This window comes from Prolixibacter sp. SD074 (assembly GCF_009617895.1).
GTDB lineage: Bacteria > Bacteroidota > Bacteroidia > Bacteroidales > Prolixibacteraceae > Prolixibacter.
Genome location: NZ_BLAW01000001.1, coordinates 2,852,340 through 2,870,598 on the forward strand (window position 1 = coordinate 2,852,340; position 18,259 = coordinate 2,870,598).

The 18,259-nt window shown below is 44.7% G+C and carries 15 protein-coding genes; 9 read left to right on the forward strand and 6 right to left on the reverse strand.

Annotation, left to right across the window (positions count from 1 at the left end; translation table 11 throughout):
• Positions 1-30 precede the first annotated feature (30 nt).
• Positions 31-810 (reverse strand): 3-deoxy-manno-octulosonate cytidylyltransferase, encoded by a 780-nt coding sequence (gene kdsB, locus GJU82_RS12270; RefSeq protein WP_153632399.1) that lies wholly within the window; start codon positions 808-810, stop codon positions 31-33.
• Positions 811-994: 184 nt separating this feature from the next.
• Between kdsB and GJU82_RS12275 the strand changes: the two genes are divergently transcribed.
• Genes GJU82_RS12275 through secG form a run of 4 tightly spaced genes read left to right on the forward strand, consistent with a single transcriptional unit; the run spans position 995 to position 4,036 of the window.
• Complete coding sequence (locus GJU82_RS12275; RefSeq protein ID WP_153632400.1) at positions 995-2,236, forward strand: sigma-54-dependent Fis family transcriptional regulator; 1,242 nt, start codon at positions 995-997, stop codon at positions 2,234-2,236.
• Positions 2,236-2,775, forward strand: coding sequence for an LptE family protein (locus GJU82_RS12280; RefSeq protein ID WP_153632401.1), 540 nt, complete (start codon positions 2,236-2,238; stop codon positions 2,773-2,775). Before GJU82_RS12275 ends, GJU82_RS12280 begins: the two co-directional genes overlap by 1 nt.
• 10 nt (positions 2,776-2,785) lie before the next feature.
• Positions 2,786-3,670 (forward strand): hypothetical protein, encoded by an 885-nt coding sequence (locus GJU82_RS12285; protein ID WP_153632402.1) that lies wholly within the window; start codon positions 2,786-2,788, stop codon positions 3,668-3,670.
• A 6-nt stretch (positions 3,671-3,676) separates the two neighbouring features.
• A complete protein-coding gene (gene secG / locus GJU82_RS12290; protein WP_153632403.1) occupies positions 3,677-4,036 on the forward strand; it encodes a preprotein translocase subunit SecG in 360 nt (119 codons plus the stop codon).
• Between the two features lie 81 nt (positions 4,037-4,117).
• Here secG and GJU82_RS12295 read toward each other — a convergent pair whose 3' ends face one another.
• On the reverse strand, positions 4,118-5,752 hold the full coding sequence (locus GJU82_RS12295) for an IS1182 family transposase (protein ID WP_153632404.1): 1,635 nt from the start codon (positions 5,750-5,752) through the stop codon (positions 4,118-4,120).
• 359 nt (positions 5,753-6,111) lie between these two features.
• On the opposite strand from GJU82_RS12295, the gene groES reads away from it, so the two are divergent.
• From groES to GJU82_RS12310, 3 genes are all read left to right on the forward strand, one after another.
• On the forward strand, positions 6,112-6,390 hold the full coding sequence (gene groES / locus GJU82_RS12300) for a co-chaperone GroES (RefSeq protein WP_153632405.1): 279 nt from the start codon (positions 6,112-6,114) through the stop codon (positions 6,388-6,390).
• 40 nt (positions 6,391-6,430) lie between these two features.
• Entirely contained in the window at positions 6,431-8,065 is a 1,635-nt protein-coding gene (gene groL, locus GJU82_RS12305) for a chaperonin GroEL (RefSeq protein ID WP_153632406.1), read from the forward strand.
• Positions 8,066-8,200: 135 nt separating this feature from the next.
• Positions 8,201-8,764: a manganese efflux pump MntP family protein gene (locus GJU82_RS12310; RefSeq protein WP_153632407.1), complete on the forward strand. Its 564-nt coding sequence runs from the start codon at positions 8,201-8,203 to the stop codon at positions 8,762-8,764.
• A gap of 20 nt (positions 8,765-8,784) precedes the next feature.
• Here the strand turns inward: GJU82_RS12310 and GJU82_RS12315 are convergent, their stop codons facing one another.
• Positions 8,785-10,101 carry a DEAD/DEAH box helicase gene (locus GJU82_RS12315; protein ID WP_228488692.1) on the reverse strand — a complete coding sequence of 439 codons (1,317 nt, stop codon included), beginning with the start codon at positions 10,099-10,101 and terminating at the stop codon, positions 8,785-8,787.
• Positions 10,102-10,381: 280 nt separating this feature from the next.
• A complete protein-coding gene (gene dprA / locus GJU82_RS12320) occupies positions 10,382-11,491 on the reverse strand; it encodes a DNA-processing protein DprA (protein ID WP_153632408.1) in 1,110 nt (369 codons plus the stop codon).
• 310 nt (positions 11,492-11,801) lie between these two features.
• Between dprA and GJU82_RS12325 the strand changes: the two genes are divergently transcribed.
• Positions 11,802-12,377: a helix-turn-helix domain-containing protein gene (locus tag GJU82_RS12325; RefSeq protein WP_153632409.1), complete on the forward strand. Its 576-nt coding sequence runs from the start codon at positions 11,802-11,804 to the stop codon at positions 12,375-12,377.
• Positions 12,378-12,389: 12 nt separating this feature from the next.
• On the forward strand, positions 12,390-14,042 hold the full coding sequence (locus GJU82_RS12330; protein ID WP_153632410.1) for an AMP-binding protein: 1,653 nt from the start codon (positions 12,390-12,392) through the stop codon (positions 14,040-14,042).
• A 66-nt stretch (positions 14,043-14,108) separates the two neighbouring features.
• Here the strand turns inward: GJU82_RS12330 and glgP are convergent, their stop codons facing one another.
• Complete coding sequence (glgP, locus tag GJU82_RS12335) at positions 14,109-16,700, reverse strand: alpha-glucan family phosphorylase (RefSeq protein WP_194831047.1); 2,592 nt, start codon at positions 16,698-16,700, stop codon at positions 14,109-14,111.
• A 163-nt stretch (positions 16,701-16,863) separates the two neighbouring features.
• Positions 16,864-18,258 carry a glycoside hydrolase family 57 protein gene (locus GJU82_RS12340; protein WP_153632412.1) on the reverse strand — a complete coding sequence of 465 codons (1,395 nt, stop codon included), beginning with the start codon at positions 18,256-18,258 and terminating at the stop codon, positions 16,864-16,866.
• Position 18,259: the final 1 nt, after the last annotated feature.

The following is an 18,259-nucleotide window of genomic DNA, read 5'->3' on the forward strand; positions in this document are numbered from 1 at the left end:
ATAATTTTATATTCATTTTACTGAAAAGAACTACACTAAGTATTTTTCAATTCCTTCAGCCATCACTTTTTCCAAATCTTCCGGTGTATCGATACCGAAACTATCGTAGTTTGTTTCATCGGTCCGGATGTGATAGCTATTCTCCAACCAACGAAGCTGTTCCAGCGATTCCATTTTCTCCAACCGCCCCTCATTTAGCCGGGTCAAAGCATGAAGCACTTCGGTGCGGTATGCATACAGTCCTATATGTCCAAAAAAGGTATGATGGTTAATCCACTTTTCCTTTTCAACATTTTGGGCGTAAGGAATCGGAGAACGGCTGAAATAAATAGCATCGCCGTTTTGGGCAAGCACAACTTTCGGAATATTCGGGTTGAAAATATCTTCACTTTTAGTGATCGGCTGAACCAACGTGCCAATCTGCGTATCTTCATCATCAAATAAAGCTGCAATTTTCTTTAGCTGGCTAGGTTTTATAAACGGCTCATCGCCCTGAATATTGACTACAACATCAAACCTCTCGCCAGTTGATTCGCTTACCTTTCTTACTGCTTCCGAACAGCGGTCAGTTCCGCTGGAATGCTCTTCTGAAGTCATCACAGCATTTCCGCCAAATGCGTTAACTGCATCATAGATACGCTGATCGTCAGTTGCCACCCACACATTATCAAAAACAGCAGCCGCTGTTTCATAAACTCGTTGAACCATCGATTTTCCTGCAATATCCGCCAGGGGCTTCCCTGGAAACCGGCTTGATGCATAACGAGACGGAATAATTCCAACTATTTTTTTCTGATTAAGATTGTCCATTTTATGACCTGCACTAAATGATTTCGTTAGTTGATCAAAGTTAAAGATAAAAATTAGCTCTTGTATTTTTCCGCAAGTTAAGGTAAAGTAAATTTCCTCCCTCCAGGTAGAACAAGTAACCTTCGCTATCGTTCCGATATTTTGAGGATTAATTATAAATTTGTAATCAATATAAAACGGGAAAATGGATATTCAGGAAATAAAACAACGTTTCGGGATAATTGGCAATGCGACGGGCTTAAACCGTGCCATTGAAGTTGCTGTGCAGGTGGCTCCCACCGACTTATCGGTTCTGATATCCGGAGAGAGCGGTGTCGGTAAAGAGGCCTTCCCGCAGATAATACATAATTATTCGCATCGTAAACACGGAAAATATATTGCAGTAAACTGTGGCGCCATACCGGAAGGCACTATTGATTCGGAACTTTTTGGTCACGAAAAAGGAGCATTTACAGGAGCCTTGTCCGACAGAAAAGGATATTTTGAAGTGGCCGACGGTGGGACGATTTTTCTTGACGAAATTGGCGAACTGCCACTCTCGACACAGGTTCGTTTGCTCAGGGTACTCGAGGCAGGCGAGTTTATCCGGGTTGGTTCGTCCAAGGTGATCAAAACAGATGTTCGCGTTGTTGCAGCGACCAATATTGACCTCCCAACAGCTATCCGGGAAGGAAAATTCAGAGAAGACTTGTACTATCGGTTGAATACGGTTCCTATTCACCTACTTTCCCTGCGCGACAGGGGAGAAGATGCCCTGTTACTGTTCCGTAAATTTGCGCTCGACTTTGCCGAACGTTACCACATGCCTCCGATAAGGCTGGCTGAAGATGCACAACGTGTTTTACTCAGTTACCGGTGGCCGGGAAACGTGAGGCAGTTGAAAAATATCACCGAACAAATCTCTATCATCGAAAAGGAGCGCCAGATTGACGCCAATAATTTAAGGAATTATATCCCCGATGATAATGGAGGTTCGCTTCCTGCCATCTATTCGTCAGTCGATGAAAAAACCTTTCACTCGGAACGAGAAATTTTGTACAAAATCCTTTTCGAAATGAAACGGGACGTAACCGACTTGAAGAAACTCGTACACGATTTATTGGAAGATGGTCATAATCCTCATATACACGAGGACAATGCACAAATTATCCGGAAGCTCTACCAAAGTGCCGATGGTGATTTGATTAAATCGGAACCGGATAATTATGGCCCGCCAGTACCATCCGCCCCGTCAAACAATGAACACCACCAGATAGAGGATACAGAAGAGTTTGTGGAAGAATCGTTATCATTGGAAGAGAAAGAGATTGAACTGATTCAAAAAGCATTGGAAAAACATAACGGAAAAAGGAAGCTGGCCGCTGCCGATCTGGGCATATCGGAACGAACCCTCTACCGAAAAATTAAAGAATACAACATCAGCTAATGACGAATATGCCAAAGCATTCAGGAAAATTCCTGTTGACAACGCTACTTGTTTCCATTTTATTGGTAACAGGATGCCGTATAAATTATTCATTCACCGGGGCTTCTATTGCACCGGATGTGAAAACCGTTTATATTGAGTACTTCCCCAACAGGGCCAGGGTGGTTAATCCAACTTTGAGTAACACCTTTACGGAAGCCTTAAAGGATAAATTTGTGAACGAAACCGGGCTAACGCTGAGAAATGATCAGGGAGATTTGGAATTCAGCGGAGAAATTACCGGCTACGATATTCGGCCATTATCGATTCAACAAAGCAACGATGGCCGTGACGTTGCATCCCAAAACCGGTTAACCGTGACAGTGAAAGTGAAATTTATCAACAACAAAGATCACGACCAGGATTTCAATTCCACTTTCTCGGCTTTCTTTGACTGGGATAGCACAAAAAATCTGAGCGATGTGGAAGATCAGGCGGCGGGCGACATTACCGCACAACTCGTTGATGACATCTTCAACCGCTCGGTAGCAAACTGGTAAAACAATAACTATGTCGATGAACAGAGAGCAAATGATGCGATACCTTGACGACCCGACTCAGTTAAATGAGAAGTCGCTGGACGAACTGAAGGAAATACTGGATGAATTCCCGTTTTTCCAGACGGCTCATATGCTCTATGCCCGCAATTTGCTCAACGAAAAAAGCTTTCGCTTCACCAACCAGTTAAAAGTAGCGGCCGCCAGTGTAACTGATCGGTCGATGTTATATTTCCTGTTGCATCCGAAAGCCCGTCAGCAAGCAGAGGTGAGAGAAAAAGCTACAGAGGAAATACCTCATATGCCAACTTCACCTGAGGCGGAAATCACCGACAAATACACAGAAGAGGAGGGCTTCATCGAATTGGCAGATGAGTCAACAAATACACATCGAATAAAAGATTCAACGGTGGAAGATATAGCGGATACAGGAGAAGAGGATGGTACCCCGCTGAAGCGTCCGCAAAAGTCTTTCGACCTATTGGACTTTGATGTGATGGAACCGTCCTTTTATCAGCTTGACGACGACGTTAAAAGCATTGAGGGATTATCGGAGCTTAGTAAATCCATCAATCTTAACGCGAAGAAGAAAAACCAAACACAAGAAGAAAAACCCGAGAAAGGCAGGTCAAAAGATAATCTGATTGACAAATTCCTGGAAACAGGACCGAAACTTGCCCCGGTAAAGAAAGATGATGTACAGCATGAAGATATTTCGGAACAGAGTGCGGAAGAAACAGATGAGTTTATGACAGAAACCCTTGCACATGTATATGTAAAGCAGGGATACTACGAAAAAGCCATCAAAGCATTTCAAAAATTAAGTTTGAAATATCCCGAAAAAAGTGTTTACTTTGGTCGGCAAATTGAAGAAGTCAGGAAACTGCTAAATAGATAACCAGATATGTATACACTGATAACCGTTTTAATATTTATAGTCTGTATCCTTATGATTTTAATCGTATTGGTCCAGAACTCAAAAGGTGGAGGTCTTACCTCAACATTCTCAGGCTCAAATCAGGTAATGGGTGTTCGTAAAACCACCGATTTCCTCGAGAAAGCAACCTGGTACCTTGCTGGGGCTCTTTTTATTCTGTCAATCTCTGCGTCAGCGTTTATTCCCCGTCATGGAGTAGAGCAACGTTCTGCCATTGAAAAGCAGATTGAAAATGCAGCAGACCCGACCGAATTGCCGACATTCCCGCAAGCAGCGCCTCAGCAGCAGGATTCAAACAACGCAACACAACAAAACAACGGTAAATAATATTACCCTGATAGCATTGAAAGAGGGTGTCCGAAAATGACACTCTCTTTTTTTGCATTTCAGTCTGAGTTTTTCTTTTTATCAGCATGGATTTACAGAGAGTAGGTACTTGGGATGCAAATTGCTTCTGAAGGCTTTTATAAGAGATTCCAGCCGATTTATAGTCGAAAACGGAGCTTCAAAGGCTTGTTGTTTAAGCTTCTTAGCCATCTTGCTAATGTTCAGGGCAATCGCGATTAAGGCAAATTCCAATCCAACTCCTTCAATTCCTTTTAGCTTAAACCGGTTAAAACCCTTGTTAAATTTGATTTGACCGAAAACTGCCTCCGGCTCAACGGGACGCCTGCTTCGGTGTTCCAGCCCTTTTTCACTGGTAAGGTTTTCCCTGGCCTTTTGCTTATAAGCCCTTAGTTTAAAGTTAACGTCGATGCTGCGGTTGCCTTCTCCTTTAAAACAGCTGCTCCTGACAGGACAGCCATCACAGTTACCGGCTCTGTATTGCCTTAGCGTACTTACGTAGCCTTGCGTATTGGTTTTTTTATATTCAGCAACAAAATTCATTTCCTGTTCCATCGGACACAAAAAGTAATCTCCATCTGCGCAGTAGCGGAGATTCTCTACCCTGTACGGATTGGATTTAAATACTTTCTTTTGTTCTGCATGAAAATAGTTAAACTTCACGTAGTGTTGAATTTGCTCCTTTTCCAGGTATTCATAGTTTTCTTCGCTACCGTATCCGCTGTCGGCTACAACTTCTTTTGACTGTTTATTATAACGACTTCGAAAGCCTGTCAGATAATCAATAAATGTGCGTGTATCCCCAGGGTTTTGATAGATGCCATAATGGGTAATAAACTGGTTTTCGGTACTGATCTGAACATTGTAGGCCGGTTTTAATTGTCCGTTTTTCATGTGATCTTCTTTCATACGCATGAAGGTGGCTTGCTTATCGGTTTTCGAACATGAGTTTCTGTTTGGGCCTATATCCGAGAGCTTCTGTTCATATTCCTCCAGTTTGGGAAGATGCTTCTTTTCCAGTTCCTTAACCAGCTTCCTGGTTGTTTTGTCCTGTGCTTTATCCGATTGATTGATTCGGGCTATCCGCTTTTTTAGTTCATCTGAATCAAACGGTCGGGGCTCACCATCCTGGCTTTGATTATCATCTGCAATGCCTTGTTCTATTTGTTCCAGTATGTTAGCTATTTTCTTCTCCAGGTTGGTCTTATGCCGAACCACTGATTTCCGCCATACAAAACTATAGCGATTGGCCACGCTTTCGATTTTGGTACCATCAACATACTGTACCTCCAGGCTGATATACTCTAATTCAACCAACATGACCACAACCTGTGTGAACAGCTGATGAATATGCTTCTTTAAACGTTTGCTTCGGAAGTCATTGATGCAAGTATGTTTGGGAAATTGTTTCCCGCTAAGCCACATATAAGCAATGCTTTCTGTTAAAGCACTCTCCATTTTTCGGCAGGAAAACACATTGGTGAGATAACTGTAAAACAATACTTTAATAAGCATCCGTGGATGATAACCACTGCAACCTCTGACTTTGTAACTCTTGACAATATCATCAATGTCTAGTTCGTCCACTAGCTGACTGACGACACGAACCGGGGCATTTTCCGGAATGAACTCATCCAGACGGGAAGGAAAGAGTTCAGACTGTCCCTGATTATAAGGCTTGAAGTTGATTCTTTTCATGCCTTAATATACTAAATATCAATCATATGGCAAAAATATTAGAAGGTTAATCGTCTGATTTATAATAAAAAAAAGAGGGAATCCATTTTCGGACACCCTCTTTTTTTTATGTCTGCCAATTGCCAGTCGGCACCCGTAAAAAAATGTCAGCTTGTCAGCCTTAACTGACAATCAGGGAAAAACTGTATCTTCCTGATTATATAACTATTAACAAATTCCTTTCCTCCAGCCGTTCGTATCCGGATGATTTTTTGTCCTGAAAAGCGGCCTTTCCTTGTCAGCACAACCTTTGGCACGTAATGTGATAGATAGCGGGTGTCAATGAAATAACTAATGTCTAACAAAAAATACAATGCAAGATGACAGAACTGAAAGGTAGAATTCTTCCCGGCAAAGTTTTGGTACAGCCGCTGGAAGCCATAGAGAAAACCGCCGGAGGGATTATCATCCCCGACTCAGCCAAAGAAAAACCACAAGCGGGAACCGTTGTGAAGGTGGGCAATGCTAAAAAAGACGAACCCATGGAGGTAAAAGTTGGGGATACCGTATTCTATGGTAAATACTCCGGTACGGAACTTCAGATTGATAACGAAAACTACCTGTTGATTTCTCAGTCAGATGTTCTTTACATCGCATAGTGAAAAGACCAATTGTACAAAATTAAAATGAAAAAGTAACATGGCTAAAGAGATCAAATTTGAAATTGAAGCACGCGAGTTGCTGAAAAAAGGCGTCGATCAGCTTGCCGATGCCGTGAAGGTAACGCTTGGTCCCAAAGGACGCAACGTTATTATTGACAAAAAATTTGGTGCACCGCAGGTAACCAAAGACGGTGTAACCGTTGCCAAAGAAATTGAATTGTCGGAACCATACGCTAACATAGGCGCACAGCTCCTTAAAGAAGTGGCTTCCAAAACAGGTGACGATGCCGGTGATGGAACAACCACTGCTACAGTACTGGCACAATCCATCATCACCGTTGGTTTGAAAAACGTGACTGCCGGCGCCAATCCGATGGATTTGAAACGCGGTATCGACAAAGCAGTTACCAAAGTAGTTGAAAGCATCGGTGCGCAGTCAAAAACGGTTGGTGACGACTATAGCAAAATCGAGCAGGTAGCCCGCATTTCGGCTAATAACGATCTCGAAATTGGCAAACTGATTGCCCAGGCAATGGAAAAAGTACACAAGGAAGGCGTTATCACGGTAGAAGAAGCCAAAGGTACTGAAACCTACGTTGAAGTAGTGGAGGGTATGCAGTTCGACCGTGGATACATTTCGCCCTACTTTGTAACGGATACCGAGAAGATGTCAGCTGAGCTGGAAAATCCGTTCATCCTGATCCACGACAAGAAGATCTCTACCATGAAAGATCTGGTCCCAATCCTGGAAGCAACTCACCAATCAGGCCGTCCGTTGATTATTATCTCGGAAGACATCGATGGTGAAGCACTGGCTACCCTGGTCGTGAACCGTCTGCGTGCCGGATTGAAAGTATGCGCCGTAAAAGCGCCTGGATTTGGCGATCGCCGTAAGGAAATGTTGGAAGATATTGCCATCCTGACCGGTGGGACCGTGATTACCGAAGAAAAAGGTATGAAACTGGAAGACACCACCCTCGAAATGTTGGGCCAGGCCGAAAAAATTACCGTCGACAAAGAGAACACGACTATTGTTAACGGTTCAGGCGAAAGTTCCAATATTGCTGCCCGCGTAGCTCAGATTAAAAATCAAATCGAATCGACTACTTCCGATTACGACCGCGAAAAACTGCAGGAACGTTTGGCTAAACTATCCGGCGGTGTTGCGGTATTGTATGTCGGTGCCCCTTCCGAAATCGAAATGAAAGAAAAGAAAGACCGTGTTGACGATGCACTGAGTGCGACCCGTGCAGCGATTGAAGAAGGAATCGTACCCGGAGGTGGTGTTGCCTACATCCGAGCTATCAGTGTACTGGAAAATCTCGAAGGTGACAACGAAGACGAAACCACTGGTATCGAAATCGTTAAACGCGCCATCGAAGAGCCTATGCGCCAGATTGTAGCTAATGCAGGACTGGAAGGTGCCGTTATCGTTAATAAGGTAATGGAAGGCAATGATGACTTCGGTTACAATGCCCGTATCGGCGAATACCAGAACCTGTTTGAATCAGGCGTTATCGACCCGGCCAAAGTAACCCGCATCGCACTTGAAAATGCTGCATCAATTGCAGGTATGTTCCTCACCACCGAGTGTGTTCTCGTTGACGAGAAAGAGGAAAATCCTCCAATGCCAGCAGGCGGAATGGGCGGCGGTATGCCCGGAATGATGTAAACAATACATCAAACGAGATTTAACAACCTCTTATTGGTTTTGAACAGGCCGTCCGGATTTTTCGGGCGGCTTTCTTTTTTTTGTGGCTTTTGCCCGATTCCGGCTCTTTTTCTATCTTCGTCCAAAATCATTTTAATGGATTTGTTGACTGTTTCCATTCTCGCTCTGGGCCTTTCGATGGACTCATTTACTGTCGCCATTAGCTGCGGGCTGGCCGAGCGAAAAATCTCTTTCCAGCATGCAGTTAAAATAGCCTTGTCCTTAGCTTTCTTTCAGGGATTACTTCCCTTGCTCGGATGGTTCCTGGGTTCCAAGATAAAGGTATTTGTAGAGCATTTCGATCACTGGATTGCCTTTGCACTTCTTTCCTATCTGGGCGGAAGAATGATATTCGAAAGTCTGGATAAGGAGAATACCCACGGAATGGCCAATGTTTATTCGTGGCAAAATATATTAACGCTTTCCATCGCTACCAGTATCGATGCGATGATTGTCGGCTTCTCTTACGCATTAGCTTCACCAGGCGATCTGCTTTGGGGAGCAGTTATCATCGGGGCTGTCACCTTCTTTTTCTCTATGCTGGGAATCCGCATCGGAAAAGATGTGGGTAACCGCTTTGGGAAACGAATGGAACTACTCGGAGGGATTGTTCTGCTGGCTATCGGTTTCAAAATCCTGCTGGAACATCTTTTTTCTTAACACTCTACCGAAAAAGGAATTTACTTCCGGCTCGATTTTTTCTTCTCACGCAAGTGCTTACTCTTGGCATTGAAGGAAAAAGAGTTCTTTTTAAAATGCTGCCTTTTCTCGTGAAAAGCTCCGTTATAAGTCGGGTCAGACAGCTTCTTCATCCGGTCAATTTCCCGGGCCTGTTCCTGTTCCTCACGTCTCGTCGATTCGACAAGTTCCACTTCCTCCGGCACACTTTTCCCCGGAATTTTCATACGGATTAATTTCTCAATCCGTTCGAGATGGTATATTTCTGCCGGATTCACCAACGAAATAGCTACACCTTCATAACTGGCCCGGGCGGTCCGTCCAATCCGGTGTACGTAATCTTCGTCGGCGGGTGGCAAATCGAAGTTGATGACATGACTAATGCGCGACACGTCAATCCCGCGGGCTGACACATCGGTAGAAATAAGCACACGCACTTCTCCTTTTTTGAACGCATTAATCGCATTAATTCGTGACATCTGCCCCTTGTTGGAATGCAGAATACGGACTTCGCCCTCCGCCTTCCGCTTGATGACTTTGTAAACACCTTCGGCATTCTCCTTCGTCCGGCAGAAAATCAGTACCCGGTCAAACTGCTCTTCATTCTTTAATAGATATTGAATCAGGTTCAGCTTACTCCGGTAATTGGGAACATTATAAAAGTACTGTTCCACTTTTTCGGCAGGCGTAGCCGAAGGGGCCACCTCAACACGGACCGGAAAATCGAGAAATTCATCACTCATTTTCTCCACTTTACCTGAAAAAGTTGCCGAGAAAAGCAGGTTTTGCCGCTTAGGCGGAATGACTTCGAATAATTGGTTTATCTGCCTCATAAATCCCATGTCCAGCATCCGGTCGGCTTCATCAATCACCAGCGTTTTCACCTTTTTTAACGAGAGTACACCCCTCCTGTACAAGTCCCATAACCGTCCGGGTGTCGCCACCAGGATATCGATTCCCGGTTCCACCAAAGCCGCATGTTTGGTCCAGCCTACGCCGCCATAAACAGCCGCATGCCTGAGATTGGAATAGGTAGTTAACTCTTCGATATCCTCTCCCACCTGCACCGATAATTCGCGCGTAGGAACCAGAATAACCGCACGGGGAGCATCACCCTCCGCCTTTACCAGCTTCATGAATAAAGGAATCAGGTAGGCCGCTGTCTTCCCGGTCCCGGTTTGCGCAATGCCTAACACATCCTGCCCTGATTTAATGGCCGGAATAGCCTTTTCCTGAATTGGGGTCGGTACCTCAAATCCAATCTCATCCAGTGCCTTCAATAGTGATTTTCCTATACCTAATTCCTGAAACGTTTTCATTTTGCCGATATTCATTTGCGTGCAAAAATACACTTTCCCAACGAATTGCGTCATTAGATTGTTTGGGCATTATCAGAAGTGACGATTTGATGACATTACCATACGGGGTAAATCCCGACGATTGCGTTTTGCGAAGGTTCCTCGTCACAACGAAAGACGCTGGCACATTTCGCGATTTATTCCCGTCACAACAAGAGACGTTGTCGCATATCGTGGTTCGTTCCCGACACAACGCGGGAAGCTGCTACAATTTGTAGCCAGCACAAACCGGCAAATGGATTCAAATCAACTTAAAAACCTTTCCGGGAAGTCCTTTTACCACGCCGGTAAATTCCAGGTTGAGCAATAGCGGAGAAACTTTATTCATGGGCAATCCGCTTTTGATGCAAATCAAGTCGATTGCCAGCGGGCCTTCTTCTTCCAAAATGGTTATCACGATTTTTTCATCTTCCGAGAAATCGGAAAACAAACGGGGCTGAAGCGCATCGGGTTTGCTTTTCCCACGCTCCCAGTTCATGATGTATTCCAAATCCTTTACTGATTCGATCAGGGCTGCCCGGTTCGATTTGATAAGGAAGTTGCATCCTTCGGAAAACGCATCGCCTTTCCTACCGGGAAAAGCAAAAACATCGCGGTTATACGAATTGGCAATTTCCGCGGTAACCAGGGCCCCTCCTTTGTGCGCCGACTCCACCACAATGGTCGCATCGGCCAATCCGGCAATAATCCGGTTACGGCGAATAAAATGCTTCCGGTCGATAGGCGATCCACTGATAAAATCGGTAACCAGGCCACCGTTACCGGCAACCATTTCCCGCGCGGTACCCGAATGCAGCGGTGGGTAAAGCTTATCGAGACCATGAGCCAATACGCCAACCGTAGGCAATCCATTCTTCAGTGCCGACCGGTGTGCCCGGATATCGATGCCATACGCCAAGCCGCTCACCACCATAACCGGGTAACTGTGGCTACCCAATTCGCTCAGCAATTCGTCAACCATCTGGTAACCATAATCGGTTGCGCTTCGGGTACCGACCACACTAATTATTTTGGCCATGTTCAAATCGGGCCTACCTTTCACATACAACATCACCGGCGCATCGACGCAAGCCTTTAATCGTTCGGGATACTCCTTATCAAGATAGAAGAGTGGTTGGATTTGATGTTTTTCGATGAATTCCAATTCCTTCTCGGCCCGTTTCAACACGTCGGCGTTTGCTATGTTACGCGCTAAAACAGTACCGATCCCCGGTATTTCGCGCAACTCTTTTTCCGGCGTACGAAAAACCTCCCGGCTGCCGCCGGTATAAGCCACCAGGTTTCGAGCCGTAATGCATCCCACCAGGGGAATTAAGGAAATGCCAATTTGATATAGTCGATCGTCATTCATAGGAGAGGAAAATCACACCTTAAGATACTAAAATCACGGGTAATTCAGAACATCCAAAACAGAAACAACCGGTACCTTATAAGCACCTCTTAAACTGGGAATAGCAGGCAATTCAACTTCAACAGGCTGAACATAACCTGATTAAAATCAATATAAATAAACAGGTTTAAGCCCTTTATCAATAAAAATAACGTCAATCTACCACAAAATTCCTTTAACTTTCAACGCTAAATTAAGCTGTCTTAACTAATAATAGACAGAACACGACCTGTTAATTCGGCTTACTTCCGGAACCAAAAATCAATATCATATGACCAAAGGGAAAAGTGTTGGTGAACGCATCAGCAACATTCGTCAGTTGAAAGAAATTTCAAGGGAAGAACTGGCCGACCGTTGTCAGTTTACAGTACCGATTTTAACAAAACTTGAAGAGGATGCCGTGATACCCTCGCTTGGGCATCTCATCAAAATATCGCGGGTATTAGGCGTTCGATTGGGAACTTTCCTCGACGACTCTGAACAGCTGGGACCGGTTATATCCCGCAAGGGGGTTAGCAAACCCAGCGCCAGTTTCTCGAACAAAAACAGTGACGCACGGGTGAATCTTGATTTTCATTCGCTGGCCAGCGAAAAATCGGATCGTCATATGGAACCCCTTATCGTTCAAATTAAACCTTCAGATCGAAAAGATTATCTTCTGTCGTCGCACGAAGGTGAGGAGTTTATATACGTTCTCGAAGGAGAAATTGAAGTTACATACGGGAAAGAAAGCCACACACTGGCAGTTGGCGACAGTATTTATTACGATTCGGTGGTGGAGCATAACCTACATACCAACGCCGATAAGCCGGCTACCATTCTTGCCGTTGTTTATGCACCTTATTAAAAAGGGCTTCTCATGAAATTACTTGATATTACGTTAGGCGACCAATTGGAGCATTGGGCGATAAAAACGCCCGATCACGAATTCATGGTTTACCCCGATCGCAACCTGCGTTTCACCTACCGGGAATTTGACGAACGGGTAAACAACCTGGCCAAAGGACTTCTGTACATTGGATTGGTACCGGGCGACAAGCTGGGGATCTGGGCGAACAATGTTCCCGACTGGATGACTTTCATGTTTGCTACAGCAAAAATAGGCGTCATACTGGTGACCATTAATACCAATTACAAGTTGCACGAACTGGAGTATCTCGTGAAGAACTCCGATTTACAAACACTCTGTATCATCAATGGCTTCCGAGACAGCGACTATGTAAAAATGGTGAATGAGCTGGTGCCGGAACTGAAGTCGTGCGAACGGGGATATATGGAAAGTGAGAAATTTCCTTTCCTCAAAAACATTATATTCATCGGTCCCGAGAAACACCGTGGGATGTACAATACAGCAGAGTTAATTTTGCTGGGAAGCCAGCTTGATGACGGCCTGCTGAGCTCAACCCAAAAATTGGTTACGCCGCATGATGTGGTGAACATGCAATACACATCAGGAACAACGGGTTTCCCGAAAGGAGTGATGTTGTCGCATCACAATATCCTGAACAACGGCTACAGCACAGGCGAATGCATGAATTGCACGCAGAACGACCGGTTATGTGTCTGTGTACCTCTCTTTCATTGCTTTGGTTCCGTACTGGCCGTGTGCGCCGTTGTTTCGCACGGGGCCACCATGGTGATGGTAGAAGACTTCGACCCGCTGATGGTACTGGCTTCGGTGCACAAAGAGCGTTGTACGGCCCTTGACGGTGTACCGACCATGTTCATCGCCGAACTCCATCATCCGATGTTTGATATGTTCGATCTGTCATCACTTCGCACCGGTATTATGGCAGGAGCTCCGTGCCCCACCGAAACGATGAACCAGGTAATGGACAAGATGAACATGAAGGAAATCGTTATTGTTTATGGCCTCACGGAATCGTCACCGGGGATGACGGCCACCCGGACAACCGACCCGCCGGAAATCCGATCGACAACGGTTGGTAAAGCGTATCCTTTTGTCGAAGTGAAGGTGGTGAATCCCGAAACCGGCGAAGAATTGAAACCGGGAGAGCCGGGAGAACTTTGCTGTAAAGGTTATAACGTGATGAAGGGATATTACAAAAATCCGGAAGCCACCGCCGAAGCTATCGATGAAGATGGCTGGCTGCACTCGGGCGATTTGGGCGTACGTGACGAAGAAGGATATTTCCGGGTAACCGGCCGGATAAAGGACGTGGTTATTCGTGGCGGAGAAAATATTTATCCTCGCGAAATTGAAAATTTCCTGTATGAAATGCCGGAAATTCAGTCGGTAGAAGTGGCCGGAGTTCCCAGTCCGAAATATGGCGAACAAATCGGCGCTTTCATTAAGTTGAAGCAGGATGCCTCGTTAACGGCAGAGGATGTCAGGGACTATTGCCGCGGGCAAATTTCCCGGTACAAAATCCCCAGGTATGTCTTTTTTGTCGATGATTACCCGATGACGGCCAGCGGAAAAATTCAAAAGTATAAACTCAGTCAGCTAAGCCTTGAATTGCTGAAAAAAGAAGGCATTGAGCCAATATAAACGCGGGTAAGAAAGAAAGGCCCCCAAAATTGAGGAGGCCTTTCTTTTTTATCATCAAAATCGAAATTAAATCCATTTCAGGTAGCAAAAATCCTGACGGTGCGCCAGGTTCTCGTTCTTCGGATAAACGCGCAAACCATAATTGAAAGTTCCCGACTGTTTCAGATTGAGATCCAGCTGATAATGCGTCATTCCATTTTCCGTTTTCACCGGCGTAAATTCCTGCTTCTGCATCAACTCTGCCGGTTCATCAGATGAAACGACAATCATTTCTACACCAATTTCATCGGGTGTCAACCCTTTTAAATCAAGGACAACCTTCAACGGATAATTCTGTCCCATTTTATAGGAATTCGAAATACCGTCGGCCAGTTGCACGTTTACCACCTCGATATCGTTCCACACACCCGACACCTTTGCTTTCCACTGTGCCATATCACGTGTACGCCGATAATCTTCCGCAACAATACCCTTTGAGCGCTCAGCCTGTTTGATATAAAAGCGGTCGAAATAATCACGCATCATCCGGCGTGTAGTAAAATAGGGGGCTATTTCTGCAAACGTGTTCTTGATGAAATCGACCCAAAGAACCGGTACACCTTTTTCGTTCCGATAATAATAAGCCGGGACGATTTCGTTTTCGAGCGTACTGTAAATGCTTTCAGCATCCAACTCATCCTGCAAGTCCTGAATGTCGAACGAGCGTTCTTCCGTAAGTGCCCATCCGGCATCCTTTTTATAACCTTCGACCCACCAGCCATCAAGAACAGAGAAATGTAACGTTCCGTTCATCACACCTTTCTCTCCCGACGTACCCGAAGCTTCCAACGTTCGGGTCGGAGTGTTCATCCAGACATCACAGCCCTGCACCATAATCTTGGCGAGGTTCATGTTATAATTCGGGATAAATAAAATCTTCCCAACAAACTCCGGCCGTTTGGAAATTTCCATGATATACCTGATCAAATCCTGACCGGCTTTATCGGCCGGGTGAGCCTTACCGGCAAAGATGAATTGGACCGGTCTTTCCGGGTTATTCACAATCTTATTGAGCCGCTCGAGGTTCCGGAAGATAAGATGCGCCCGTTTGTAGGTAGCAAAACGCCGGGCAAAACCGATAGTCAGCGCGTTCGGATTCAGCTTAGACAAAGCTTCAGCAATAAATTTGGGGTTTTCGTTACGCTGAATGTGGATATCGCTAAACCTTTCTTTGATATAATCGATTAACCGGGCACGCAATTTCGACTTCGTGTTCCAAATAACACCATCTTCCACCTTGTATATATTCTTCCAGGCATGCACTTCAATTGCCTCGTCGTAATCATGAATGTCTTCGGGAAGTTCCTCCTTCAGGAATTTCTCATGAATTTGTCTCCATTCCGGTGCGACCCAGGATGGATAATGCACCCCGTTAGTTACATAACCAATATTTTCCAATTCTTCCGGAAGAAACCCTTTATACAATTTTACCAGCAGTTCCTGGCTCACTTTCCCGTGCAAACGGCTCACACCATTGATTCGCTCTGATAGGTTTGCCGCCAAAAAACTCATATTGAAATGATCTTCATGCAGATTGGTCTTACCCAACATTTTAAATTCATCCCACGAAATATCCAAACGGGTAGTGAATTTCTCCATATAGGCACGGAACAAATCATCGTGGAAAGAATCATGCCCTGCCGGAACCGGTGTATGCGTTGTGAACAGGTTTGACGAACGAACCACCTCTTTGGCTTCGGCAAAGGTCAGGTTTGCCTTTTGCTGAATATTCCACATTCTTTCCAGACCGATAAACGCAGCATGACCTTCGTTTAGGTGATAGATTTCGGCGGAAATACCCATTTTTTCCAGTGCCCGGATACCACCTAAACCAAGGACCATCTCCTGTTTTAAACGATTCTCGTTATCGCCTCCGTAAAGGTGATGGGTAATGAACCTATCCTGTTCCTGATTGGCTTCCAAATCCGTGTCCAAAAGGTACAGTTTCACGGCACCCACCAGAACAACCCACACCTGTACCAAAACGGTACGGCCAGGCATATCAACGGTAACGGTTACCCAGTTGCCGTTTTCATCCATTACCGGCTGCACCGGAATGTGCGAAAAAAGTTCTGCCTCGTAATGAGCCTCCTGCTCGCCGGTGCCCGAAATGGTTTGCTTAAAATAACCGAAACGATAAAGCAGGCCAACGGCTGTCATATCCACCTTCGAGTCACTGGCTTCTTTCAGGTAATCACCTGCCAGAATTCCCAAACCCCCGGAATAAATTTTCAGGCTGGCATGGAGGCCATACTCCATACTGAAGTAGGCAACTTTCGGTCCCAGTAATTTCTTCCTTTCTTTCAGGTATTGATGTAATTGGGCCTCTACTTCGTGCATGCGCAAAATAAATGCCTCGTCGGCTTCCAGTTCACTGAAACGCTCCAGGCTTGTTTCCTCCAGGAGCAATATAGGGTTATGTGCTGTTTGTCCCCAGATTTCCGGGTCAATCTCCTCGAAAAGTTTCCGCGCGTCATCGTTCCAACTCCACCAAAGATTTCTTGAAATTTCCTTTAGCGGGTTTAATATTTCCGGGACATTCGACTCAACGATTATTCTTTTCCAGGTTGGTTCAGTGTTTTCAGGTAGTTTTATAAATCTTACTCCTTGTCTTTCCATGATATTGGTATGCATTTAACTCTCCAGTTGCAAGAGTTCGGTTAAATAATGGGTCAACTACGTTCACTCGATAAATTGCGCGCAATTTAGGCATTACAAATTACCTGCACGTTAAATTACTAGAACATCAGTTTGAATAGAGAGTCTGGTCTGATGCAGGTTTCTATTTTGTCGATTTATTTTTAGTCTTTGTCTTGCCCGTTGTTTTCGTTATTTTTTTCTTCTTTTCAACTTTTGGGAGCGTAGCCCCTTTGGCTTCTTTGAGTTTGTTTTTCAGATTTTTCACTTCCTCTTCGGCTTTTCTTAACCGATCATCCTTCTCATCAATCACCTCCTTCAGTGCGGAGATTTCGCGATCAATATCCGATTCGGGAACAAGCGCATTGAGCCGGATTCTAAAATCACTCAATACATTCATATAGTTGATGAATGCTTCGTAAGGAGTAGCGTAAGGATTGAAATACTTATGCACCTCCCCGTCAGAAAAGAACTTCGTGCACATGTAGTAAAAATGGTCGCTAATTTGCAGATAGTTCCAATCCTTAATCATAACCTGATCAGTACAACGCAACATTCGATCTTTCAAATCATATAATTTCCCGAAAGCTTCTTCCTGCAATTCGTTTCCCAGCCAAGCCGAAAGATCGCGTTCCTCATCAGCCCAGGAAATGGAATGCGGAACATGTACGGCAGAAATTGGCTGGTATTTTTCAATTATTTCCGATGGAGTATCAAACGTGAAAGAGCCATTCTTCAATATAACCTCCGGAAGGCTTTTCAGAAATTTTAAAATTCCGGAATCCGCAGTTTGATGCTCTCCAAACGTTTCATAATCCATGAAAAGATTAAGCATCTCCTCTTTTTTATCAAGATCAGTCATCCAATTGAGGAATTTCTCAGCGGTCAGGGGATATTCGTTCCATTCTTTATTGGAAAAACGGAAAGAAATATCGTCACTGAGGTTGTAGTTCCTCATCAATACTTTCAGCCGGGGATTAATGGCATTACAATAGAGGAAATTGGGACTTTTCCATCCCAGCACATGTTTCGCTCCCTCCGTCAACATGGCTTTGAAACCCATTTTGTACACCTTATCACCGATTTCATCGGAATAAATCATTTCGGTATTCCGGAAAACAGCCGGACGCTGACCGAAGTAAGCCTCAATTTTATCGTCATGATCCTTCACCTGTTTTTCAAACAATTCGCCGTCGAACAGAGACACGAGTGAGTGGGAGTAAGTTTCGGATAAGAACTCCACATAACCGGTTTCGGCCAGTTCCTGAAAGGAGAGTAATACCTCAGGCGCATACAATTCGAACTGCTCCAGGGCAATACCGGAAATGGACAAAGCCACCTTGAACTTACCTTTATGCTTTTTCAACTGTTCAAGCAACACTTTGTTAGCCGGCAAATAACAATTGTTTGCCACCTTCCTCAGAATGGTTTCATTGGCATAATCATCATAATAATAGTGGTCGTTACCAATGTCGAAGAAGCGGTATTTCCGGTAACGAAATGGCTGGTGAATCTGAAAATACAAGCAAACGGATTTCATA

Coding starts and splice junctions, on each gene's coding strand:
- glgP (WP_194831047.1), bottom strand. CDS start 16,700: ATGGAAAGACAAGGAGTAAGATTTATAAAACTACCTGAAAACACTGAA.
- GJU82_RS12275 (WP_153632400.1), top strand. CDS start 995: ATGGATATTCAGGAAATAAAACAACGTTTCGGGATAATTGGCAATGCG.
- GJU82_RS12295 (WP_153632404.1), bottom strand. CDS start 5,752: ATGAAAAGAATCAACTTCAAGCCTTATAATCAGGGACAGTCTGAACTC.
- GJU82_RS12340 (WP_153632412.1), bottom strand. CDS start 18,258: ATGAAATCCGTTTGCTTGTATTTTCAGATTCACCAGCCATTTCGTTAC.
- GJU82_RS12330 (WP_153632410.1), top strand. CDS start 12,390: ATGAAATTACTTGATATTACGTTAGGCGACCAATTGGAGCATTGGGCG.
- GJU82_RS12325 (WP_153632409.1), top strand. CDS start 11,802: ATGACCAAAGGGAAAAGTGTTGGTGAACGCATCAGCAACATTCGTCAG.
- kdsB (WP_153632399.1), bottom strand. CDS start 810: ATGGACAATCTTAATCAGAAAAAAATAGTTGGAATTATTCCGTCTCGT.
- GJU82_RS12310 (WP_153632407.1), top strand. CDS start 8,201: ATGGATTTGTTGACTGTTTCCATTCTCGCTCTGGGCCTTTCGATGGAC.
- dprA (WP_153632408.1), bottom strand. CDS start 11,491: ATGAATGACGATCGACTATATCAAATTGGCATTTCCTTAATTCCCCTG.
- GJU82_RS12285 (WP_153632402.1), top strand. CDS start 2,786: ATGTCGATGAACAGAGAGCAAATGATGCGATACCTTGACGACCCGACT.
- groES (WP_153632405.1), top strand. CDS start 6,112: ATGACAGAACTGAAAGGTAGAATTCTTCCCGGCAAAGTTTTGGTACAG.
- secG (WP_153632403.1), top strand. CDS start 3,677: ATGTATACACTGATAACCGTTTTAATATTTATAGTCTGTATCCTTATG.
- groL (WP_153632406.1), top strand. CDS start 6,431: ATGGCTAAAGAGATCAAATTTGAAATTGAAGCACGCGAGTTGCTGAAA.
- GJU82_RS12315 (WP_228488692.1), bottom strand. CDS start 10,101: ATGAAAACGTTTCAGGAATTAGGTATAGGAAAATCACTATTGAAGGCA.
- GJU82_RS12280 (WP_153632401.1), top strand. CDS start 2,236: ATGACGAATATGCCAAAGCATTCAGGAAAATTCCTGTTGACAACGCTA.